This window comes from Limnohabitans curvus (genome assembly GCF_003063475.1).
Taxonomy (GTDB): domain Bacteria; phylum Pseudomonadota; class Gammaproteobacteria; order Burkholderiales; family Burkholderiaceae_C; genus Limnohabitans; species Limnohabitans curvus.
Map to the genome: position 1 here is coordinate 1,061,058 of NZ_NESP01000001.1, position 23,226 is coordinate 1,084,283.

A 23,226-nucleotide genomic window follows, 5' to 3' on the forward strand; every position below is an offset into this window, starting at 1 on the left:
AGGGCCTAGGTTCACAAACCCGGCATACCACGCGACTTAGCGGACGTCGAGCGGGTCATCCAGATGCGCTTCCACATCGTTGGGCAACAGCTGAATGGTGGCGCGCAAACCTGGCACCGCTTTCATCAACGATTGCTCCACATTGGCACGAAACATCGCCGCATGGCCCAGCGTCCATTCAGCAGGCATGTGCATGTGCAAATCCACAAAGCGGCGTTGTCCAGCTTTGCGCGTCATGATGTGATCGAAACGTACGAGGTGCGTGTGGTCGGCACCCACTTCTTCATGGGCCATCGACAGGTCGTGCAACACCTTGTTAATTTGCGCCAGCACCTCGGGCTCGACGGCTTCATCCATCAGCCCTTGCGATGCACCCCAAATCAAATGCCAGCCTTCTTTCAGAATGTTCAGTGCCACGCCTATCGCGACCACCGCATCGAGCCACAACCAGCCGCTGTAGCTGACCAGCGCAATGCCAACCACCACACCTGCCGAAGTCCACACATCCGTCACCAAGTGACGCGCATCCGCTTCCAGCGCAATCGAGCGGTGTGTTTTGGCTGCACGAAACATGACCCAAGCCAACAAACCATTCAACGCAGAACTGGCGACCGACAAGGCCAAACCAAGACCCACTTGCTCTAAGGGTTGCGGGTCAAAGATGCGATGACCCGCTGCCCACATGATGCCCAATGCAGCCACCACGATGAGGATGCCTTCAAAGCCCGACGAAAAATACTCGGCCTTGTGGTGACCATAAGGATGGTCTTCGTCCGCAGGCATGGCCGCGACGGTAACCATCATCAAGCCAAAGATGGCACTGGCCAAGTTGACCAACGACTCCATCGCGTCTGACAACAAACCCACCGAATCGGTGAGGTGCCATGCCAAGGTTTTGAGTGCGATGGTGATGCACGCCACCACGACTGACGCCCAAAGCAAGCCTTTGGGCGAGAGCCATTTTTCAAGGGTTTGGGTGTTCATGCGTGCAGTCTAATGGCGTCCGATTAAGTCAATGTGACACGCGCAAATTTGCGCTTGCCCACTTGCACCACAAACGTTCCGACGTCGAGCTTCAAGCCTTTGTCGCTCACCACGCTGGAGTCCACACGCACACCACCGCCGTCAATCAAACGGTTGGCTTCGCTACTGGAAGGTGCCAATCCGGCGGCTTTGAGCAAAGCACCAATGCCCATGGGCGCACCGCTGAGCAACACCTCTGGAATTTCATCGGGCACACCGCCTTTGCTGCGGTTGATGAAGTCTTGTTCTGCCGCTTCCGCCGCAGCTGCCCCGTGAAAACGTGCGGTGATTTCTTTGGCCAACGCCACCTTGGCGTCTTTGGGGTTGCGGCCGCCTTCGATCTCTTTTTTCAAGGCTTCGATGTCAGCCATCGACTTGAATGACAGCAAGGTGTACCAGCGCCACATCAGTACGTCCGAGATGGACAACACTTTGGCAAACATGGTGTTGGGCTCTTCGCTGATACCGATGTAATTGTTCTTGGACTTGGACATTTTCTCAACGCCGTCCAAACCTTCGAGCAAAGGCATGGTCAAGATGCACTGCGCTTCTTGGCCGTACTCAGCTTGCAAATGGCGACCCATGAGCAAGTTGAATTTTTGGTCGGTGCCGCCCAGCTCCAAATCAGACTTCAAGGCCACCGAGTCGTAGCCTTGCATCAGCGGGTACAAAAACTCATGCACGCTGATGGGCGTGTTGGCGTGAAAGCGGTCGTGAAAGTCGTTGCGCTCCATCATGCGCGCCACGGTGTACTTCGATGCCAACTGAATCATGCCCATCGAGCCCAGCGGGATGCACCATTCGCTGTTGTAGCGAATTTCGGTTTTGGCGGGGTCGAGCACCAACGAGGCTTGTTTGTAATACGTCTCGGCGTTCACCTTGATTTGCTCCGGCGTGAGCGGCGGGCGCGTGCTGTTGCGGCCTGAGGGGTCGCCAATCAAACTGGTGAAGTCGCCAATCAAGAAAATCACTTGATGCCCCAAGTCCTGCAACTGACGCATCTTGTTCAGCACCACCGTGTGGCCAATGTGAATGTCAGGGGCCGTTGGGTCCAAGCCCAATTTGATGCGCAGGGGTTGGCCCGTGGCTTCGGCGCGCGCGAGCTTTTTGACCCAAGCGTCTTCGGGAATCAGCTCTTCGCAGCCGCGCTTGGTCACAGCCAAGGCTTCGAGGACGCGATCGGTGACAGGGTGGTTTTGTAAAGATGCTTGATTCATAAGGATTTTTTACCGTGCAAGGTATACTCACCGGTTTGGTGTTTGAGCCTGATTTTAGAGGCCCAAACCTTGAGGCCCTGGGCTCAGTCCCCGCCTTTTACCTACTGCCGGAGAAATACCTTGCAGCAATTCTTTTCTTTGTGGGCCACACGCCTGCAAAACTGCTTTCAAACCCACACCCGTCGCGTCATGGCCGGCGTGGCTGTCGCGCTCTCCGTGGTCGGTGGCGGGGCATTTGCGGTGGCGAGCTTGGATGCGGGCGTCGCCAGCATGCCGCTTCGCCAAGTGGTGGAAAACGTCAACACCGTCACGTTTCCTAATTTATGGGCTGACAAGCCCTTGCAACTGTTCCGCTCAGACCTGACTCGCTCAAGCGACACGGCCGACAGTTTGCTCTCACGCCTCGGCCTGAGTGACCCAGAGGCCGCGGCTTACCTGCGCAACGCACGGACAGCACGCCAACAGCTCATGGGTCGCGCCGGACGCATGGTGAGCGTGGAAGGCGATGCCGAGCACCGCCTCACCCGCTTGACAGCACGTTGGGCCAATGACGACGGGGAAAACTTCACCCGTTGGATCATGGAGCGCAACGCCGAAGGTTTTGTGGCGCGCGAAGAAACCGCTCGCCTGAACGTCGGCACACGCATGGGCAACGGCACGATTCAAAGCTCACTGTTTGCCGCCACAGACGACGCCGACATCCCCGACAGCGTGGCCAGCCAGTTGGCTGACATCTTTGCTGGCGACATCGACTTTCACCGAGCCCTACGCAAAGGCGACCGCTTCGCTGTGGTGTACGAATCGCTGGAAGCCGATGGCGAGGTGCTGCGCACTGGCCGCGTGTTGTCTGCAGAATTTGTGAACAACGGCAAAACACACCAAGCGTTTTGGTTCCAAGAAGCCAATGCCAAAGAAGGCGGCTACTACAACGCCGACGGCATCAGCCTGCGACGCGCCTACTTGGCATCGCCCCTCGCGTTCTCGCGCATGACCAGTGGCTTCAAGATGCGTTTTCATCCCATCTTGCAAACTTGGCGCGCCCACCTCGGCGTCGACTACGCAGCGCCCACAGGTACCGCCGTGCGCAGCGTGGGTCAAGGCATTGTGGACGTGGCCGGTACGCAAGGCGGCTTTGGCAACGTGGTGATGGTCAAGCACGCCAATGGTCACACCACGGTGTACGCCCATTTGAGCCGCATCAACGTCAAACGCGGCCAGTCGGTCATGCAAGGCCAAACACTGGGCTTGGTCGGCGCCACAGGCTGGGCCACAGGCCCGCACCTGCATTTTGAATTCCGCGTGAATGGTCAACACAAAGACCCGATCACCATGGCGCGCCAAAGCGTATCGGTGGAAGTGTCTGCTGCTGCTCGCGAGCAATTCAAACGCCACGCCACCTTGGCCAAGATTGACTTGACCGCAGCGGCCAGCGCCCAAATCAGCCGCGCTGAATAAATGTCTGCGTCTGCAGCATCACCGCAGCTTTTCATTGGCTTGATGTCGGGCACGTCGCTCGACGGCGTGGACGGTGTGTTGGCAGACTTCAGCGGGGCGCAACCGCGGGTGTTGGCACACCACGCCATGCCCTTTGCGCCAGCATTGAAGCAAGAGCTGTTGGCGCTCAACACCCCATCTGACAACGAGCTACACCGCGCGGCATTGGCCGCCAACGGCTTGGTGCGTGTGTATGCCCAAACCGTACAAGCCTTGCTGAGTGACACACAAACACCCGCTCGCGATGTGTGCGCCATCGGTGCCCACGGCCAAACCGTGCGCCACCAACCGGGCGCGTTTGATGGCACGGGCTACACGGTACAGCTCAACAACCCAGCCTTATTGGCTGAGCTCACGGACATGGATGTGGTGGCTGATTTCCGAAGCCGCGATGTGGCAGCCAGCGGTCAAGGTGCCCCGCTCGTGCCCGTGTTTCACCAAGGCATCTTTGGTCAACCCAACCAAACAGTAGGCGTGCTGAACATCGGTGGCATTGCCAACCTCAGCGTGTTGCACGCCAACGGCGATGTGCTGGGCTTTGATTGCGGTCCAGGCAACGCCCTGCTGGACCATTGGTGCCAACAACACACCGGCGACGCCTTTGACAACAACGGCGCATGGGGCGCCAGCGGCAGCGTCATTGAACCCTTGTTGCAAGCCATGTTGGCCGAGCCTTATTTGCAACAGCCCCCCCCAAAAAGCACGGGACGTGATTTGTTTCACCCCACTTGGCTGGCACACCAACTCCGCGACGACGTCAATGCCAACCCCGCCGATGTGCAAGCCACTCTGACTGAGTTCACCGCACTTGCCTGCGTGAACGATGTGCGGCGCCATGCGGCAGATGCGTCCGAGCTCATCGTGTGTGGTGGGGGCGCGTTGAATGGTTTGCTGATGCAACGCTTGCAGGCGGACTTACCCAATGTGCGTGTGTTGTCGTCGGCAGAACGCGGCATGCCGCCTTTGCAAGTGGAAGCCGCCGCCTTTGCGTGGCTGGCTCGTCAAACCGTGTTGGGCCTGCCTGGCAACCTGCCAAAAGTAACGGGCGCACAAGGCGCCCGCATACTGGGTGGAATTTTTAAAGCCTGATCAGGCTGAGAACGACGAACCGCAGCCGCAGGTCGATGTCGCGTTCGGGTTCTTGATGACGAACTGTGCGCCTTGCAAGTCTTCTTTGTAGTCAATCTCAGCGCCCACCAAGTATTGGTAGCTCATCGCGTCAACCAACAAAGACACACCGTTTTTGTTGATCGTGGTGTCGTCTTCGTTCACGATTTCATCAAACGTGAAACCGTATTGAAAGCCTGAGCAGCCGCCGCCTTGCACGAACACGCGCAACTTCAATTCAGGGTTGCCTTCTTCCGCAATCAAGTCCGCCACCTTGGCAGCTGCGCTGTCGGTGAAGACGAAGGGAGATGGCATTTCTGTTTGGATGTTTTCGGCAACTGCGCTCATGTGAGGACTCCTGAATCAATGCGTAAAAGTATATCGCTTTACTCGGGTATAGCACTGCACAAGGCCCGAGAAACGCTATTGCCGATGGGGGCATTACGCAGGCAACAAAAAAGCCGCAAGGGCGAACCCATGCGGCTTTTGGCAAAACAGGAAGCGGATTAACGCTTGCTGAACTGCTTGCGGCGGCGAGCAGAGTGCAAGCCAACCTTTTTACGTTCCACTTCGCGAGCATCGCGAGTCACGTAACCGGCTTGTGACAGGACGGGCTTCAAAGCTGCGTCGTAGTCGATCAAAGCGCGGGTAATACCGTGACGCACTGCACCAGCTTGGCCAGACTCACCACCGCCGTGCACGTTGACTTGAATGTCAAACGCTTCGCCGTTGTTGGTCAGCATCAAGGGTTGCTTCGAAATCATGATCGAGGTTTGACGGCCGAAATATGCGGCGATGTCTTTACCGTTGATCGTGATTTTGCCGGAGCCTTTTTTCAGAAACACGCGAGCGACGCTTGATTTGCGACGGCCGGTGCCGTTGTTCCATTCACCAATCATTTCGGCTCCTTAGATGTCCAGCACTTTAGGCTGTTGTGCGGTGTGAGGGTGCTCTGCACCGCCGTACACCTTGAGCTTTTTGATCATGGCGTAACCGAGTGGGCCTTTGGGCAACATGCCCTTGACAGCCTTCTCAATCGCGCGGCCAGGGTGTTTGGCTTGCAGATCGCGGAAATTTGTTGCAGTGATACCGCCGGGGTAACCCGAGTGACGGTAGTACACCTTGTCCAAAGACTTGGTACCAGTGACCTTGATCTTGGAAGCGTTGATGATGACGATGAAGTCACCTGTATCGACGTGGGGTGTGTAAATGGCTTTGTGTTTGCCGCGCAAACGGAGAGCAACTTCGCTGGCTACTCGTCCGAGCACCTTATCGGTGGCGTCAATCACAAACCACTCATGCACCACGTCAGCGGGTTTTGCGCTGAATGTAGACATAGTTAAATCCTAAAAGGAGAGAGGTTTGTAGGGTCCTTTTCCACGGTCGGCGTTCTTCTATTGAGAACCTCTTAGGTGGGATGTGCCTTTTTCAAAGCCTCTGCCGCGGGACCACTCGAACGCTGCAGAGCCAAAGATTATAAGCAAAATCAAGCGCTTAGCGCAAATTTGGCCCAAACAAGGCGATTTGGCGGGTTACCATCCCAGTTATGTTCAGTTATCGCCACGCTTTTCACGCCGGAAACCACGCCGACGTCCTCAAACACCTCACTTTGATTGCCACTTTGAAGCATTTGATGCACAAAGACGCGGGTATTCAGTTTGTGGACACGCATGCCGGCGCGGGCCTGTACCGCCTGGACGGCGACTACGCGGAAAAAAGTGGCGAAGCCGCCGAAGGCATTTTGAAGGTGCTCAACCTCAAAGGCCCTGCCGCCTTGACCGACTACCTAGAGATGGTGGCCAGTTTCAACGCCAAAGGCAGCCACAAGATTTATCCCGGCTCACCGTTCATCATCCACAAGCTGCTGCGCCACGAAGCGCGCGACCGCTTGAAGCTCTTTGAACTGCACCCCACCGACCACAAATCACTCGCGGGCAATATTCAGCAGCTCGAAGCGGGCCGCACGGTCAGCGTCACACGCGCGGATGGCTTTGAATCGCTCAAGGCCTTGTTGCCACCGCCGGTGTCAAGCAGCGGCTCACGCCGCACCTGCGTGCTGATTGACCCGAGCTACGAAATCAAGAACGACTACTACCGCGTGATTGATTGCATTCAAGACAGCTTGAAGCGTTTTGCCACCGGCACCTACATCGTGTGGTACCCCATCGTGCCACGCCCTGAAGCGCACGACTTGCCACGCAAGCTCAAAGGCCTGTGCAGCCAAGCCAAAAAGCCATGGTTGCATGCCACCTTGGCCATCGGCCGCAAAACGGGTGGCAATGACGCGGGCTTAAGCGCCAGCGGCATGTTCATCGTCAACCCGCCCTTCACATTGAAGCCTTTGTTGAACGAAGCGCTACCCGCGGTGGAAGAAGCCCTGGCACGCGGCCCCGGTCGGGGCTGGGTGGTGGAGTCGGGTGGCTAAGCTGCTTGCACGCGCATAAAAAAGGCCTCGCAATGCGAGGCCTTTTACTTGGGCAATCCCTTAGACACCAAGGCCTAAGTTTTTGCAGATCGCCAACGTTGGGACGCTTTGATTCATGCTGTAGAAATGCAAACCTGGTGCACCACCTGCACGCAACTGGTCACACAAATCAGTCACCACATCCAAGCCAAAGGCTTTGATGGACGCGAGGTCATCCCCAAACCCAAGCAAACGCAAACGAATCCAACGTGGAATCTCAGCGCCACAGGCATCGGAGAAGCGCAGCAACTGCGACGAGCTGGTGATGGGCATGATGCCGGGCACCACGGGGATGTGCACGCCAAGCTTGTCGGCATCTTCCACAAAACGGAAATACGCATCGCTGTTGTAAAAGTACTGTGTGATGGCCGAGTCTGCGCCCGCCTTTACTTTGGTGGCAAAGGCTTGCAAATCAGCCTCGGCTGATTTGGCTTGCGGGTGAATCTCTGGATAAGCGGCCACTTCAATACCGAAATCGTCACCCGTCTCTGCGCGAATAAAAGCCACCAAATCGCTGGCGTAGTGAAACTCTCCGCCTGCGCCGTAGCCGCTGGGCAAGTCGCCGCGCAAGGCCACCAAACGTTTCACGCCCATGGCTTTGAATTCGGCCAATTGCTGACGCACGCTGTCGCGCGTGGCACCAATGCACGAGAAGTGCGAGGCTGCAGGCACGCCTTCGCTCAAAATTTCTTTCAAGGTTGAAATCGTGCCCGCTTGGGTCGAACCACCTGCGCCATAGGTGACCGAACAAAACTGCGGTTGGAGCGGATACAGCGCTTGGCGCACAACGCGCAACTTCTCTGCACCCTCTGGCGTTTTAGGTGGAAAAAACTCAATGCTCAAGCTGTTGTTCGCGTTCATATCCGTCTCACGTGTTGGCGCGTCATGCTCGACGCGCACCAATCCAAAATTCCTTGTTGCCATCGCCACCGGCAATGGCACTGGGCCAATAGCCCAACACCTCTAAATTCAATGCGGCACAAGCCTCGCGCAATCGCGCCTCGACTTGCACATAGCTGGCTTCGTCCTTGACCAAGCCACCTTTGCCAATGTCGCTGGGCTGCAATTCAAATTGCGGTTTGACCAACATCAGCAGCGCGCCGCCCTTTTTCAACAAAGGCAGCAACGCGGGTAATACCAGGGTGAGCGAGATGAAAGACAAATCACCCACCACCAAATCAAATCCTTGTCGCACGTCTGGCACACGCGCATCATTCGCTTCTAGCTCGCGGGCGTTGATGCGCTCCACGCACACCACACGCGCATCGTCACGCAAACGCGGATGCAACTGACCGTGCCCCACATCCAAACCCACCACTTGTGCAGCGCCTTGCTGCAGCAAGCAATCGGTGAAGCCGCCCGTGCTTTGCCCGACATCGAAGCAACGCAAACCTTGGGCGGTCAGGCCACTGCTGAGCAGCGCACCTTCCAGCTTCAAGCCGCCGCGAGACACATAGCGCGCCTCGGCGTTGTCCAGCAAGCGCAGCTCGCTGGGCAATGGCAACTCGTCACCGTTTTTGGTCACGCGTTGCCATGGCTTGGTGCCCAAGCGCCACTCGACGCCCGAGGCAATGAGCCGCTGCGCTTGTGAGCGCGAAGCGGCCAAGCCACGGTCGACGAGAAGCTGGTCTGCACGCATGGACAAAAAACCGAAGGGCTTAGTAGCGGTAGGTGTTGGCTTTGTAAGGGCCGTTCTTCGACACGCCGATGTAGGCGGCTTGCTCGTCGCTCAACTCGGTCAGCATGGCGCCCACTTTCTTGAGATGCAAACGCGCCACTTTTTCGTCGAGGTGCTTAGGCAACACATACACCTTGCCTGCTTCGTATTGGTCTTGCTTGGTGAACAACTCGATCTGAGCGATCGTTTGGTTCGCAAAGCTGGAGCTCATCACAAAGCTGGGGTGGCCGGTAGCGCAACCCAAGTTCACCAAACGGCCTTTGGCCAACAAAGTGATCTTTTTGCCATCAGGGAAGATGACGTGGTCGACTTGGGGCTTGATCTCGTCCCACTGCAGTTTTTCGAGTGAAGCGACATCGATCTCGTTGTCGAAGTGCCCGATGTTGCAAACGATGGCTTCGTCTTTCATGGCGGCCATGTGCTCGTAGCGGATCACGTTCTTGTTGCCGGTGGCAGACACGAAGATGTCGCACTTGTCAGCAGCGTATTCCATGGTGACCACTTTGTAGCCTTCCATCGCAGCTTGCAAAGCGTTGATCGGGTCGATCTCGGTCACCCACACTTGGGCGCTCAAAGCGCGCAAGGCTTGTGCAGAACCTTTGCCCACGTCGCCGTAACCAGCCACGCAAGCCACTTTGCCCGCGATCATCACGTCGGTCGCGCGCTTGATGGAGTCCACCAAAGATTCGCGGCAGCCGTACAAGTTGTCGAACTTGCTCTTGGTCACAGAGTCGTTCACGTTGATGGCGCGGAACATCAGGCTGCCTTTGGCGGCCATCTCGTTCAGGCGCAACACGCCGGTGGTGGTCTCTTCGGTCACGCCAATGATGTGCGCGCCTTTGCGGCTGTACCAAGTGGGGTCCACCGCCAATTTGGCTTTGATGGCGTTGAACAAACACGTTTCTTCTTCGCTGGTGGGGTTGGCGATCAACGAAGCGTCGGTTTCAGCGCGCTTGCCCAAGTGCATCAACAACGTGGCATCGCCGCCGTCGTCCAAGATCATGTTGGGGCCTTCGCCTTGGGTGCCTGCTGCACCGAATTCAAAAATGCGGTGGGTGTAGTCCCAGTACTCGGCCAAGGTTTCGCCTTTGGTGGCGAACACGGGGGTGCCCGCTTCGGCAATTGCAGCAGCCGCGTGGTCTTGGGTGGAGAAGATATTGCAAGAAGCCCAACGCACGTCAGCGCCCAAAGACTTCAAGGTTTCAATCAACACAGCCGTTTGAATGGTCATGTGCAAAGAGCCGGTCACGCGAGCGCCCTTCAAAGGTTGCGCTTTGGCAAATTCTTCGCGGATGGCCATCAAACCGGGCATTTCGGTTTCGGCGATTTTGATTTCTTTGCGGCCCCAAGCGGCCAAAGACATGTCGGCCACGATGTAATCGGCGGCGGCGTTGGTTTTAAGAACAGCGTTCATTTGTGAGACTCCAATAGTTGGCAAAGCCACTAGCAACGCGCGGTTGGCGTCATCTGGGAGTCCGAAAGAATCTTCGAGGAGCTCACCTCACGTTGACTAGTGGGTGAGCGCGGTTGGCAGTCCGAGCCTCACCTGTGAATTTGACCCTTGCGGGCCGACAGGCTGCAGCGCTCCTCGGATAGCCAAGATTTTAAACGAACTTCTAAAACCCCTGCTTGGCCACGGCCCCAGCGCTATGATTCCCGCCTTGATTTGCCATTTTTAGGCACTCCCTTTTATATAGTGACCCCATGAGCTCCTTTCTGAACGAAGTGCGCCGTCGCCGCACCTTTGCCATCATTTCTCACCCCGATGCGGGTAAAACCACGCTGACCGAAAAGCTGTTGCTGTTCTCGGGTGCGATTCAAATTGCCGGTGCTGTGAAAGGCCGCAAAGCCAGCCGCCACGCCACCTCGGACTGGATGGAGATTGAGAAGCAACGCGGCATCTCGGTGGCCTCGTCGGTCATGCAAATGCTGTACCGCGACCACGTCATCAACCTGCTCGACACCCCTGGCCACAAAGACTTCTCGGAAGACACCTACCGCGTGCTGACGGCCGTGGACTCGGCCCTGATGGTGATTGACGCGGCCAACGGTGTGGAAGCCCAAACCCGCCGCTTGATTGAGGTCTGCCGTCAGCGTGACACGCCCATCATCACCTTCGTCAACAAGATGGACCGCGAAGTGCGCGACCCGCTCGACATCCTCGACGAAGTCGAACGCGAACTCGGCATGCCCTGCGTGCCCATGACGTGGCCTGTGGGCCAAGGCAAGTTGTTCGGCGGCATCATCAACTTGCGCACGCAAGCCATGACCGTGTTTGACTCCGGCTCTGAGCGCTTGCCGCAAGACTTTGAAACACACCCACTCACCGAGCAAGCCAAGCTGGCTGAGCGTTTTGGATTGGAATGGGCCGCCGCCATGGAAAGCATGGAGCTGGCCACTGGCGCATCGCCCAAGTTCGACAAAGAAGCCTTCTTGGCCGGCAAGCAAACCCCCGTGTTCTTTGGCTCAGGCGTGAACAACTTCGGTGTGATGGAAGTGCTCGACGCTTTGGTCGACCTCGCGCCTTCGCCCCGCCCTCGTTTGAGCCATCTTGTCGTCAACAAGCAAGCGATTGAAAAAACCATTCAACCGGAAGACGAAGGTTTTGCCGGCGTGGTGTTCAAGGTGCAAGCCAACATGGACGCCAACCACCGCGACCGCATTGCCTTTGTGCGCGTGGCCTCAGGCAAGTTCACCCCCGGCATGAAACTCAAGGTGCAGCGCACCGCCAAAGAACTGCGCCCCACCAGCGTGGTGACCTTCATGTCGCAACGCCGCGAAGCGGTGGAAGAAGCCTATGCGGGTGACATCATCGGTTTCACCACCCACGGCGGCGTGCAGCTGGGCGACACCATCACCGACGGGCAAGCCTTGCAATTCACAGGCTTGCCGTTCTTCGCACCCGAATTGTTCATGACGGTGATTTTGAAAAACCCATTGCGCACCAAACAGCTCCAACAGGGCTTGGACCAGCTGGGTGAAGAAGGCGCCATTCAAGTGTTCAAACCCGAAGCCGGCGGCGCGATGCTGCTGGGCGCCGTGGGTCAGTTGCAGTTTGAAGTGGTGCAACACCGCTTGAAAGCCGAATACGACTGCGATGTGAAGCTTGAGAGCTGCCAGTACACCGGTGCGCGCTGGATCACGGCGGACACGCCTGCGGAGTTGGGCGAGTTCACCTATGCGTATCCACAGCGTATGGCTTTGGATGCGGCCAATACGTTGGCGTATTTGTGTACGTCGCCTTATGACGTGCGCTTGGCGCAAGAGCGTTTCCCGAAGATTCATTTCCATCCGCTGCGCGAGCATGCTGGGTTGGCTTTGTCTACTGCAGGTTGATTTTTTGCTTTTGTAGTGAAGAGAGGCTCAGTGGCATTGCCCTCGGCTCCTCTTCGCTGCGCTCAGAATGTCGCTGACGGGCAATACCACTGAGCCTCTCTTCGCGTTGACACGCATCAGATACGGATACGAAGTCATTCGCACACGAACAAGTGCTGCGGGATAAGCCGCAGCGAAGAGGAGCCTAGGCTTATCCCGCAGCACGCAGCCACGCCAACAGAAAACCCAAGCGACGAAAAGAGTTACGCCCTCGCCAACACTGGCTTCAAAGCAGCCCCCGTGTGCGTCCCCAAAGCCACCACCGCCTCTGGCGTATCGGCAGCCACGATCAAGCCACCACCATCACCCCCCTCAGGCCCGAGGTCAATGATCCAGTCGGCTTCGGCAATCACGTCGAGGTCGTGCTCAATCACCACCACGCTGTGACCGCCATCCACCAAACGGTGCAACACACGAATCAACTTATCCACGTCGGCCATGTGCAGGCCCACTGTGGGTTCGTCCAACACATACAGCGTGTGCGGTGCTTTGTTGCCTCGGCGCGTCACATCGTCTCGCACTTTGCTCAGTTCCGTCACTAGCTTGATGCGCTGCGCTTCACCGCCACTCAGCGTGGGTGAAGGCTGGCCCAAGGTGAGGTAGCCCAAGCCCACATCTTTGAGCAGTTGTAAAGGGTGCGCGATGTTGGGCATGGTGGCGAAGAATTCCACTGCCTCGTCCACTTCCATTTGCAACACATCGCCAATGCTTTTGCCGCGCCAGCTGACCGCCAAAGTTTCGGGGTTGAAGCGTGCGCCGTGACAGGTTTCGCATGGCACTTTCACGTCAGGCAAAAAGCTCATCTCAATGGTGCGCAAGCCTTGGCCTTCGCAGGTGTGGCAACGGCCTTCACCGGTGTTGAAGCTGAAACGCCCTGCGCCGTAGCCACGGGCTTTGGCTTCGAGTGTTTCTGCAAACAGTTTGCGAATCGTGTCCCAAAAACCAATGTAGGTTGCGGGGCAGCTGCGCGGAGTTTTGCCAATCGGCGTTTGGTCGACTTCCAACACGCGGTCGATGGTCTGGTAACCATCCAAGCCCGTGCAGCCCACCCAGGCAGGATGCTTGCCTTCTTCATCGAGTTTGCGGCCTGCTTGTGTGGCGCGCTGCGCCACCGCAGCCGCCACGTTGTGCAACAGCACATCACGCGCGAGCGTGGACTTGCCTGAACCCGATACGCCAGTAACCGCCACCAAACGCTTAAGCGGAATCGACACACTCACGTCGCTCAAATTGTGCAGCGATGCCCCCTCAAGCGACAACCACTGCAACGAACCATCAACAGCCACCTCTTGAGCAACAGGCGCAGCCGCCTTGCGCTTACCCACCTTCGCGGAGGATGGGGCGTTGCCGGGTGACGATTTTGGCTCGCCGCATGAGGAACCCGGCAATGCCTCATCCTTCGCAGCGAGCGAGGCAGCAACAGCAGCAGCGGCGGCAAAAGCAGACAACGCAGCATCAGACACAGGCCGGCGCGCCTGCAACGGATGCCGCATCGCATGCAACAGGTAACGCCCCGTCTGAGATTCGCTCTGCGAGGTGATGTCTTTCACCGATCCCTCACCCATCAAACGCCCGCCGCGCTTGCCCGCGCTAGGCCCAATGTCGATGATGTGATCCGCACGGCGAATGGTGTCTTCGTCATGCTCCACCACCACCAAGGTGTTGCCCTTGTCGCTGAGCAAATGCAGCGCATTCAACAAGATTTGGTTGTCACGCGCATGCAGACCAATCGTGGGCTCGTCCAACACATAGCAAACGCCCTGCAAGTTGCTGCCCAGCTGCGCGGCCAAGCGAATGCGTTGCGCCTCGCCGCCACTGAGCGTGGGCGCGCCACGGTCGAGCGTGAGGTAGTTCAAACCGACTTGCTCTAAAAACTCCAAACGGCTCTTGATTTCAGGCAACAGATCGCGTGCGATGTCGGCATCACGCCCGCTCATGGCTAGCTTCTCAACCCACTTGCGAATCTCGGTCACGCTCAAACGCGCGATGTCTGTGATGCCCACGCCTGCAAACTTCACGGCGCGTGCCGTGGCGTTCAAACGTGTGCCTTCGCAGGTCGGGCAAGCCACATCGACCAAGTCGTCCACATCGGGCTCGGCAAAGGTTTGTTCGCGGCCTTTTTCTTTGTCGTCACGCACCGAATCGTCCAGCACCTTGCGTTGGTCTTTGTTGAGCTTCACGCCTGTGCCCACGCAGTCGGGGCACCAGCCGTGTTTGCTGTTGTACGAGAACAAGCGCGGGTCTAGCTCGGCATACGAGGTATCGCACACGGGGCATGCGCGCTTGGTGGAGTACGCATCCAAGCGGCCAATGCTGTTGGTGTCGGCGCCAGCTTCCATGGCCTCGCGCAAACCGTCGAGTTGACTCAACACGTGCACCACGCCTTTGCCATGTTCGAGCGCGGTCGTCAGCGCTTGACGCAAGGCAGCTTCGTTTTGCGCGGACACCTCAAGGCTGGCCACAGGCAACTCAATGGTGTGTTCTTTGAAACGGTCCAAACGTGGAAAACCGTTGGTCGGCAAAAAATGGCCATCCACACGCAAGTGGGTGTAGCCGCGTGGACGCGCCCAATCAGCCAGTTCGGTGTAGACACCTTTGCGGTTCATCACCAACGGGCTCATCAAACCGATGTGTTGGCCTTTGAACTCGCGCATCAATTGCGCAGCGATGCGCTCTGCGGTTTGCGGCTGCACCGCTGCGCCATCGTGCGTGCAATGCTGTGTGCCGAGCTTGACGTACAGCAAGCGCAAGAAGTGCCACACCTCTGTCGTCGTGCCCACGGTGGACTTGCGACCCCCGCGGCTTAAGCGCTGCTCAATCGCCACCGTGGGTGGAATGCCGTACACCGCATCCACCTCAGGGCGACCTGCGGGCTGCACGATGCTGCGGGCGTAGGCGTTGAGGCTTTCTAAATAACGGCGTTGCCCTTCGTTGAACAAGATGTCAAACGCGAGCGTGGACTTGCCCGAGCCCGACACACCCGTGATGACGTTGAACTTGCCGCGTGGAATGTTCACGCTCAAGCTTTTGAGGTTGTGCTCTTTGGCGTTGATGATTTGAATTGCACCATCAGCCACAGAAACACCACGAGCAGCTTTTGCAAATCGCGCCGTGTCTTCAGCCGCCAGCAAGCCTGCCGACGCTTTGACGTCATCCAACTCATACACCACGCCCATCGAAGCTGCGTAGTCACGCAAGGCTTTGCCCGTGTGCGACGTGGGGTGCAGGCGCACTTCTTCAGGCGTGCCTTCGGCAACCAACAAGCCCCCCGCGTCACCGCCTTCGGGCCCGAGGTCAATCAACCAGTCGCTGGCACGGATGACGTCGAGGTTGTGTTCAATGACGATCAACGAGTTACCGTCTTCCAACAAGCGACGCATGGCGCGCATGAGTTTGGCGATGTCGTCAAAGTGCAGGCCGGTGGTCGGCTCATCAAACAAGAACAGCACACCTTTTTTGGCAAGCGTTTGGCGACTCGATGTTTTGGCTTTGGCGGCTTCGGCCAAGAAGCCCGCTAGCTTCAAACGTTGGGCTTCGCCGCCGCTGAGTGTGGGCACGGGTTGGCCGAGCTTCACGTAGTCCAAGCCGACATCAACGATGGGTTGCAGGGTGCGCACCACTTCACGGTCGTTCGCAAAAATCTCTAACGCCTCGCCGACCGTGAGCTCCAACACATCGGCCACGTTGAGGGTGATTCGTGTCGTGGCTACGGGGGCAACGTCTTGCTCCTCTTCGCTTCGCTCAGAATGTCGCTGCGCCGTCGCCCCCGTAGCCACGCCACGAATTTCGCGCTCGATGCGGACCTCTAGGATTTCTGGGCGGTAACGTTGGCCATTGCAGTCTTGACAACGTAAATACACGTCACTCAAAAACTGCATTTCGACGTGTTCAAAACCTGAGCCACCGCAGGTGGGGCAGCGGCCATCGCCGCTGTTGAAACTGAATTTCGACGCCGTGTAACCGCGCTGTTTAGACAACGGCGCGACGGCAAAGATTTCACGCACAGCGTCCCATGCGCCCACATAACTGGCGGGGTTGGAGCGTGCGGTCTTGCCGATGGGCGATTGGTCCACAAACACCACGTCGCTCAAATAGTCCGCGCCTAACAAACGGTCATGTGCGCCCGGTGTTTCTGTGGCGCGGCCATAGTGGCGCAGCAAAGCTGGCGTCAGCACATCTTGAATCAGGGTGGACTTGCCCGAGCCACTGACGCCGGTGATACACACCAATCGCTGCAGCGGGAACTCGATGCTCAGGTTTTGCAGGTTGTGCTCGCGCGCACCTTCGAGAATCAGGCGTGGCGTGTTGTCGGTCACCAAACGCTTAAGCCCAAGACCAATGGTTTTGCGGGCACCCAAGTACGCGCCCGTCAAGGTATCGGCTGACTTCAAAGCCTCAGTCGTGCCGTCAAACACAATCTGCCCGCCCTTCACGCCTGGGCCTGGGCCCATGTCGATGATGCGGTCGGCGCACATCATCACCGCGGGGTCGTGCTCCACCACCACCAAGGTGTTGCCCGCGTTGCGCAAACGCAGCATGGCTTCGTTGATGCGGCTCATGTCGCGGGGGTGCAAACCGATGCTGGGCTCATCCAGCACAAACAAGGTGTTGACCAACGAGGTGCCGAGTGCCGTGGTGAGGTTGATGCGCTGCACTTCACCGCCGCTGAGTGTGCGGCTTTGTCGGTCGAGGGTGAGGTAGCCAATGCCCACATCGCTGAGGTATTTCAAGCGTGTGCGAATTTCGTCCATCAATAAATGCAAGGCTTGCGCGTCAGCGCCCGCCACATCCACTTGCGTGCTGTTGAAGAACTGGTGCAGCTTGTCGATGGGCAAGAGCATCAAGTCATGCAGACACAAGCCTGGCATGGCTTCGAGTTGCGCACGGGTCCATTGCACGCCTTGCGGCATGAAGCGCTTAGCAGGCGGTAACACGGCATCGGCATGCTCTTTGGTGCCAACGCGCCACAAGAGGCTATCGGTTTTCAAACGCGCGCCTGCGCAAGTGCCGCACGGCGTGTAGCTGCGGTACTTGGACAGCAACACACGGATGTGCATCTTGTAGGCCTTGCTCTCCAAGTATTCAAAGAAGCGTTTGACGCCGTACCACTGGTGGTTCCATTTGCCTTTCCACAAAGGCGAACCGTGGATGACCCAGTCCTTGTGCTCTTGGCTCAGCTTGTACCAAGGCGTGTCACGCGGAATGCCTTCGGCTTCGGCGTGACGCATGAGGTCATGCTGAGTCTCTACCCAGGCTGGCGTTTGAATGGTTTTGATGGCGCCTGCACGCAAAGTGAGCTTGTCGTTCGGAATCACCAGCCCGTAGTCCACGCCAATCACGCGACCAAAGCCACGGCAGGTTTCACAAGCACCCACGGCGGAGTTGAACGAGAACATCGAGGGGATGGGGTCGCTGTAACGCAAGTCACTGTCGGGGCAATGCAGACCGGTGGAGAAGCGCCAGAGTTCAGGCGTGGCTTCGGCGTCCAATGACCAATACACATTCAAGCGGCCACCGCCGCGCTTGATGGCCAGCTCAATGGCTTCCACCACGCGGGCTTGCTCGGTGCTGCCGAGTTTGAATCGGTCTGCCACCACATCCAACAATTTGCGAGGGCCTGTGGGCGTGGCCACTTCGCGTTCGGCGTGGACGCGGGTGAAGCCACTCGCGCTCAGCCACTGCTCGACTTCGGCAGACGTGGTGTTGGCAGGCAACTCCACGGGGAAAGTCATGATGAGGCGTGGGTCTTGCGGCTGCGCCGCGCAGCGGCGTTGCAGCTCGGCATAAATGCTTTGCGGCGTGTCGTGCTGAACGGGCTGTGCGGTTTGGCGGTCAAACAAATGGCCGGCGCGCGCGATGAGCAACTTCAAATGGTCGTTCAGCTCGGTCATCGTGCCCACGGTGGAGCGTGAGCTGCGCACGGGGTTGGTTTGGTCAATCGCAATCGCGGGGGGCACACCTTCCACCTTGTCCACCGCAGGACGGTCCATGCGGTCTAAGAACTGACGGGCGTAGGCGCTGAAGGTTTCCACGTAGCGGCGCTGGCCTTCGGCGTACAAGGTGTCAAACACCAAACTCGACTTGCCCGAGCCACTGGGGCCGGTGACCACGGTGAGCTCGCCCGTGCGAATGTCGAGGTCTAAGTTTTTGAGGTTGTGCTGGCGTGCGCCACGAATGCGGATGGTGCCTGTCATGGCGGGACCTTTTGTAGTGTGGCAAATATTCTAGAGAGTCGCACAGTTCCAGCCCGCCGTCGGGGCATTACCTAACCTTAAGCATTCAATCGACCCACAAAAGCAAAACGCCACGGACTGGCCGTGGCGTTTTGACGTGCGAAGTAACGAAAAATTACTTGGCAGCAGAAGCGTCTGCAGACGCACCCGAGGCAGCGCCAGAAGCAGCTTCCGCAGGGGCGTGGATGGCTTCATCGCCATGTTTTTCGCCGCCCATGTCCAAGCTGTTGCCGCCTTTGAAGATGACAAACATGGCCAGTGCCGCGAAGATGACGAAACCTACAAAAATTTTCAACATATCAAATCTCCGAAATCAGTAAAAAGCCCTCCACCAGGGAGGGCTCGAATGTAGCACCCGGGTCACCCCGGGTGGCTGACATGCTTAGTCGTCAGCGTAGATGTCGACGTCTTTGGTTTCTTTCACAAAGATCATGCCGATGACGAAGGTCATACCCGCGATGATGATGGGGTACCACAAGCCGTTGTACATATTGCCGGTCTGCGCCACGATCGCGAAAGCGGTGGTTGGCAGCAAGCCGCCGAACCAGCCGTTACCGATGTGATAAGGCAGAGACATAGAGGTGTAACGGATACGTGTGGGGAACATTTCCACCAACATCGCAGCGATTGGGCCGTAAACCATGGTCACCAAAATCACCAAGTAAGTGAGGATGATGGTGATCTTGACTTGGTCCACTTTGGCTGGATCAGCCTTGGCTGGGTAGCCGGCGGCTTTCAAAGCCTCAGCAACTGCTTTGCGGAACTCAGCAGACTTGGCCTTGGCTTCGTCAGCTGGCAAACCTTTAGAGCTGTAGCTGGCGATTTCGACTTCACCAATTTTGATGCTGGCTGGCGTACCAGCAGCACCTGCCGTGTTTTCATAGCTCACAGAGCTAGAAGCCAACACTTGCTTAGCGATGTCGCATGAGCTGGTGAACTTCACAGTGCCTGTGGGGTTGAACTGGAACGAGCACTCAGCAGCGTCAGCGGTCACAACCACTTTGTTCTTTTGTTGTGCAGCGTACAAGTCTGGGTTAGCAGCCTTGGTCAGCGCTTCGAACACAGGGAAGTAAGTCAACACAGCCAACAAGCAGCCCAACATGATGATGGGCTTGCGGCCAATCTTGTCAGACAACGAGCCGAAGACGATGAAGAATGGTGTACCGATCAACAAAGACACAGCCACCAAAATGTTGGCCGTCGCGCCGTCCACTTTCAACGCTTGTGTCAAGAAGAACAAAGCGTAGAACTGACCCGAGTACCACACCACAGCTTGACCTGCAGTCAAACCGATCAGGGCCAAGATCACGATCTTCAGGTTTTTCCATTGGCCGAAAGATTCGGTCAGAGGGGCCTTAGAAGTTTTGCCTTCCGCTTTCATTTTCACGAAAGCAGGTGATTCGTTCATGGACAAGCGGATGTAGACCGACACGGCCAACAAAGCGATAGACACAATGAACGGAACGCGCCAGCCCCACTCGGCAAATGCTTCTTCGCCGATAGCAGTACGTGTACCCAAGATCACCATCAGCGACAGGAACAAACCCAAGGTCGCAGTGGTTTGAATCCATGAGGTGTAAGCGCCACGCTTGTCGTGCGGTGCGTGCTCAGCCACATACGTAGCCGCACCACCGTACTCACCACCCAAAGCCAGACCTTGCAGCAAACGCAAGCAGATCAAGATGACGGGAGCGGCCACGCCGATGCTGGCGTAGTTAGGCAAGATACCCACGATAAAGGTGGACAAGCCCATGATCAGGATCGTCACCAAGAAGGTGTACTTGCGACCAATCATGTCGCCCAAGCGGCCAAAGAAGATCGCGCCAAAAGGACGCACGATGAAACCAGCCGCGAAAGCCAGCAGTGCGAAGATGAACGCAGAGCCTTCATCCAAACCGCTGAAGAACTGCTTCGCAATAATTGCAGCGAGTGAACCGTACAGGTAAAAGTCGTACCACTCGAAAACGGTACCCAGAGAAGAGGCAAAAATAACCTTCTTCTCTTCCGCCGACATCGGGCGATCTACATCTAGTGTTGCCATATTTGTTGTCTCCTTAGACTTTTTGATTGCAGCCCCTAGGCAGCGGCTGTGGCGGCAACTATCTGTGTGCTAACTGACCGTTTTCTGACGCCCCGTGACCGGACAAATACTGCTCAAAAAACACAAAACCCGAAAACCAAGTAGAAACCCTCCACTGTTTTTTCTACATGCGGAATTCGGTTCCAAATTTGACCCTGAAAGCCGAAATAATTCGCCCTCAAGCGTAGGGGTTTACACCGACAAAATTTGTTCATTTTTTAAGCATTCCCCTCTGAAAAGAAAGAGTTTGACCCCATGACGCGTAAGGACTTGGTCAGTCCCCCTTTCCACAATGGCTCAGTCAATGAAGGAAGCATCCTTCTTGCGTTTTTCAATAACCCAAATGGGAGATAAACAATGAGTGATCCAGTGGTCGACAAGATCCAGAACCACCCGAAATACAAAGAACTGCGCGCCAAGCGCGGTGGCTTCGGTTGGTTCCTCGCCGTGTTGATGTTGGTCGTGTACTACGGCTACATCGCATTGATTGCATTCAACAAACCTTTCCTCGCACAACCTATCGGTGCTGGCGTGACGACCGTGGGTATTCCATTGGGCATGGGCGTCATCATCTTCACGATCGTGATCACCGGCATTTACGTGAACCGCGCAAACAGCGAATACGACAAGCTGACCAAGGAAATCTTGGAGGACGCTACAAAATGAAAAAAATCTCCACACTCTTAGGCGCATGTCTGGCGCTGGCTGCAGGCACTGCCTTCGCAGCAGGTGCAGACTTGGGTCAAACCACCAAGCAAGCCACCAACTGGACCGCCATCATCATGTTCGGCGCATTCGTCATTGCCACTTTGGGCATCACGAAATGGGCCGCAGCTAAAACCAAATCGGCGGCTGACTTCTACACCGCAGGTGGCGGCATCACAGGCTTCCAAAACGGCTTGGCGATTGCCGGCGACTACATGTCTGCTGCTTCGTTCCTCGGCATTTCCGCTGCTGTGATGGCATCGGGCTATGACGGTTTGATCTACTCCATCGGCTTTTTGGTCGGCTGGCCTGTGATCACCTTCTTGATGGCTGAGCGTCTGCGCAACTTGGGCAAATTCACATTTGCGGACGTTGCAGGCTACCGCTTCCAACAAGCCCCCATCCGCGCCTTTGCTGCCTCTGGCACTTTGGTGGTGGTTGCTTTCTATCTGATCGCTCAGATGGTGGGCGCTGGTTCATTGATCAAACTGTTGTTCGGTCTGGACTACTGGATCGCCGTGGTGTTGGTCGGTGCATTGATGATGGTGTACGTGTTGTTCGGCGGCATGACTGCCACAACATGGGTGCAAATTATCAAAGCCATCATGCTGCTCGCGGGTGTGACTTTCATGGCCTTCATGGTCTTGGCTCAATTCGGCTTCAGCCCTGAAGCTCTGTTCGCCAAAGGCGTTGAAGTGAAAACAGCCTTGGCTGGCGTGGCGAAAGAAGCTGCCATTGCAGCAGCCACCGCCTCTGCAGCTGCCGCAGCGACCCCTGAAGCCGCCGCCGCTGCCTCTGCTGCGCTGGACAAAGTCAATGCAACTGACCCAGCACAAGTCGGTATGTCCATCATGGGCCCAGGCGGCTTCATCAAGGACCCAATCTCGGCCATCTCTTTCGGTATGGCGTTGATGTTCGGTACAGCTGGTTTGCCACACATCTTGATGCGCTTCTTCACGGTGCCTGATGCCAAAGAAGCTCGTAAATCTGTGTTCTGGGCAACCACATGGATTGGCTACTTCTACGTGTTGATCTTCATCATCGGTTTCGGTGCCATCACTTTGGTGGTCACCAACCCTGAATTGAATGCCCAACTCAAAGCCGGTGGCGCCAACATGGCAGCCGTGCTGGTGGCAAAGGCTGTTGGCGGCGACGTGTTCTTCGGCTTCATCTCTGCCGTGGCATTCGCAACCATCTTGGCTGTGGTGGCTGGCTTGACCTTGTCTGGCGCATCTGCTGTGTCACACGACTTGTACGCCACGGTGTTCAAGAAGGGTAAAGCTGACAGCGCTTCTGAATTGCGCGTGTCTCGCATCACCACCTTGGCACTCGGTGTTGTCGCTGTGGTGTTGGGCATTGCGTTCGAGAAGCAAAACATCGCCTTCATGGTGGCCTTAGCTTTCGCGATTGCCGCGTCGGCTAACTTCCCTGTGTTGTTCATGTCTGTGCTGTGGAAAGATTGCACGACCAAAGGCGCCGTCATCGGTGGTTTCTTGGGCTTGATCTCTTCTGTGGCTTTGACCGTGGTGTCGCCTTCTGTGTGGGAAGCCGCACTGGGCAACCCCAAAGGTTCAGCATGGTTCCCTTATGCCTCACCTGCCTTGTTCTCGATGACCATCGGCTTCGTGGGTATCTGGTTGTTCTCCATCTTGGACAACAGCGCACAAGCCAAGAAAGAACGCGCAGCGTTCGCCGCACAACAAGTGCGTTCGGAAACTGGCTACGGCGCTTCTGGCGCATCAGGTCACTAAGACCGTTGGTTCTGAGTCCTTCGGGGCTCATTCCTTACAAAAACCGAGCATGCGTGCTCGGTTTTTTTATGTCGGTTCTCTTTGCTTCTTTGGCTCAGG

General features: G+C 57.0%; 17 protein-coding genes and 1 riboswitch. Of the genes, 6 read left to right on the forward strand and 11 right to left on the reverse strand.

Annotated features, from left to right (window positions below; translation table 11 throughout):
- Window positions 1-36: 36 nt before the first annotated feature.
- Both B9Z44_RS05370 and tyrS read right to left on the reverse strand, forming a co-directional pair.
- Window positions 37-984, reverse strand: a complete 948-nt coding sequence (locus tag B9Z44_RS05370; protein ID WP_108401880.1) for a cation diffusion facilitator family transporter — start codon at window positions 982-984, stop codon at window positions 37-39.
- A 23-nt stretch (window positions 985-1,007) separates the two neighbouring features.
- A complete protein-coding gene (gene tyrS, locus B9Z44_RS05375) occupies window positions 1,008-2,240 on the reverse strand; it encodes a tyrosine--tRNA ligase (RefSeq protein ID WP_108401881.1) in 1,233 nt (410 codons plus the stop codon).
- A gap of 120 nt (window positions 2,241-2,360) precedes the next feature.
- Between tyrS and B9Z44_RS05380 the strand changes: the two genes are divergently transcribed.
- Together B9Z44_RS05380 and B9Z44_RS05385 are read left to right on the forward strand one after the other, a co-directional pair.
- On the forward strand, window positions 2,361-3,695 hold the full coding sequence (locus B9Z44_RS05380) for a M23 family metallopeptidase (protein WP_233246830.1): 1,335 nt from the start codon (window positions 2,361-2,363) through the stop codon (window positions 3,693-3,695).
- Entirely contained in the window at window positions 3,696-4,823 is a 1,128-nt protein-coding gene (locus B9Z44_RS05385) for an anhydro-N-acetylmuramic acid kinase (RefSeq protein WP_108401882.1), read from the forward strand. It begins immediately after the preceding gene.
- On the opposite strand, the gene erpA is transcribed toward B9Z44_RS05385, so the two are convergent.
- From erpA to rplM, 3 genes are all read right to left on the reverse strand, one after another.
- A complete protein-coding gene (erpA, locus tag B9Z44_RS05390; RefSeq protein WP_108358382.1) occupies window positions 4,824-5,189 on the reverse strand; it encodes an iron-sulfur cluster insertion protein ErpA in 366 nt (121 codons plus the stop codon).
- 158 nt (window positions 5,190-5,347) lie between these two features.
- A complete protein-coding gene (rpsI, locus tag B9Z44_RS05395; protein ID WP_104797055.1) occupies window positions 5,348-5,740 on the reverse strand; it encodes a 30S ribosomal protein S9 in 393 nt (130 codons plus the stop codon).
- 9 nt (window positions 5,741-5,749) lie between these two features.
- On the reverse strand, window positions 5,750-6,178 hold the full coding sequence (rplM, locus tag B9Z44_RS05400) for a 50S ribosomal protein L13 (protein ID WP_104799524.1): 429 nt from the start codon (window positions 6,176-6,178) through the stop codon (window positions 5,750-5,752).
- Window positions 6,179-6,387: 209 nt separating this feature from the next.
- Here rplM and B9Z44_RS05405 point away from each other — a divergent pair, with 209 nt between their 5' ends.
- Window positions 6,388-7,266 carry a 23S rRNA (adenine(2030)-N(6))-methyltransferase RlmJ gene (locus B9Z44_RS05405; RefSeq protein ID WP_108358383.1) on the forward strand — a complete coding sequence of 293 codons (879 nt, stop codon included), beginning with the start codon at window positions 6,388-6,390 and terminating at the stop codon, window positions 7,264-7,266.
- A gap of 60 nt (window positions 7,267-7,326) precedes the next feature.
- Here the strand turns inward: B9Z44_RS05405 and metF are convergent, their stop codons facing one another.
- From metF to ahcY, 3 genes are read right to left on the reverse strand one after another with little or no spacing between them, the layout of a single operon-like run.
- Entirely contained in the window at window positions 7,327-8,166 is an 840-nt protein-coding gene (gene metF / locus B9Z44_RS05410; protein WP_108358508.1) for a methylenetetrahydrofolate reductase [NAD(P)H], read from the reverse strand.
- Between the two features lie 22 nt (window positions 8,167-8,188).
- Window positions 8,189-8,944 (reverse strand): TlyA family RNA methyltransferase, encoded by a 756-nt coding sequence (locus B9Z44_RS05415; RefSeq protein ID WP_108401883.1) that lies wholly within the window; start codon window positions 8,942-8,944, stop codon window positions 8,189-8,191.
- A gap of 19 nt (window positions 8,945-8,963) precedes the next feature.
- Window positions 8,964-10,397 carry an adenosylhomocysteinase gene (ahcY, locus tag B9Z44_RS05420; RefSeq protein WP_108401884.1) on the reverse strand — a complete coding sequence of 478 codons (1,434 nt, stop codon included), beginning with the start codon at window positions 10,395-10,397 and terminating at the stop codon, window positions 8,964-8,966.
- Window positions 10,398-10,495: 98 nt separating this feature from the next.
- Window positions 10,496-10,579, reverse strand: a riboswitch (S-adenosyl-L-homocysteine riboswitch).
- Between the two features lie 108 nt (window positions 10,580-10,687).
- Here ahcY and B9Z44_RS05425 point away from each other — a divergent pair.
- Window positions 10,688-12,319: a peptide chain release factor 3 gene (locus B9Z44_RS05425; protein ID WP_108401885.1), complete on the forward strand. Its 1,632-nt coding sequence runs from the start codon at window positions 10,688-10,690 to the stop codon at window positions 12,317-12,319.
- 242 nt (window positions 12,320-12,561) lie between these two features.
- Here B9Z44_RS05425 and B9Z44_RS05430 read toward each other — a convergent pair whose 3' ends face one another.
- The 3 genes from B9Z44_RS05430 to B9Z44_RS05440 form a co-directional block, all read right to left on the reverse strand.
- Window positions 12,562-18,552: an excinuclease ABC subunit UvrA gene (locus B9Z44_RS05430; protein WP_108401886.1), complete on the reverse strand. Its 5,991-nt coding sequence runs from the start codon at window positions 18,550-18,552 to the stop codon at window positions 12,562-12,564.
- A 154-nt stretch (window positions 18,553-18,706) separates the two neighbouring features.
- Window positions 18,707-18,889, reverse strand: coding sequence for a hypothetical protein (locus tag B9Z44_RS05435; protein WP_108358387.1), 183 nt, complete (start codon window positions 18,887-18,889; stop codon window positions 18,707-18,709).
- A gap of 84 nt (window positions 18,890-18,973) precedes the next feature.
- Entirely contained in the window at window positions 18,974-20,632 is a 1,659-nt protein-coding gene (locus tag B9Z44_RS05440; RefSeq protein ID WP_108358388.1) for an MFS transporter, read from the reverse strand.
- A gap of 396 nt (window positions 20,633-21,028) precedes the next feature.
- On the opposite strand from B9Z44_RS05440, the gene B9Z44_RS05445 reads away from it, so the two are divergent.
- A complete protein-coding gene (locus B9Z44_RS05445) occupies window positions 21,029-21,337 on the forward strand; it encodes a DUF485 domain-containing protein (protein ID WP_108358389.1) in 309 nt (102 codons plus the stop codon).
- Window positions 21,334-23,127: a cation acetate symporter gene (locus B9Z44_RS05450; protein WP_108358390.1), complete on the forward strand. Its 1,794-nt coding sequence runs from the start codon at window positions 21,334-21,336 to the stop codon at window positions 23,125-23,127. The genes B9Z44_RS05445 and B9Z44_RS05450 overlap by 4 nt, the downstream gene beginning before the upstream one ends.
- Window positions 23,128-23,226 lie beyond the last annotated feature (99 nt).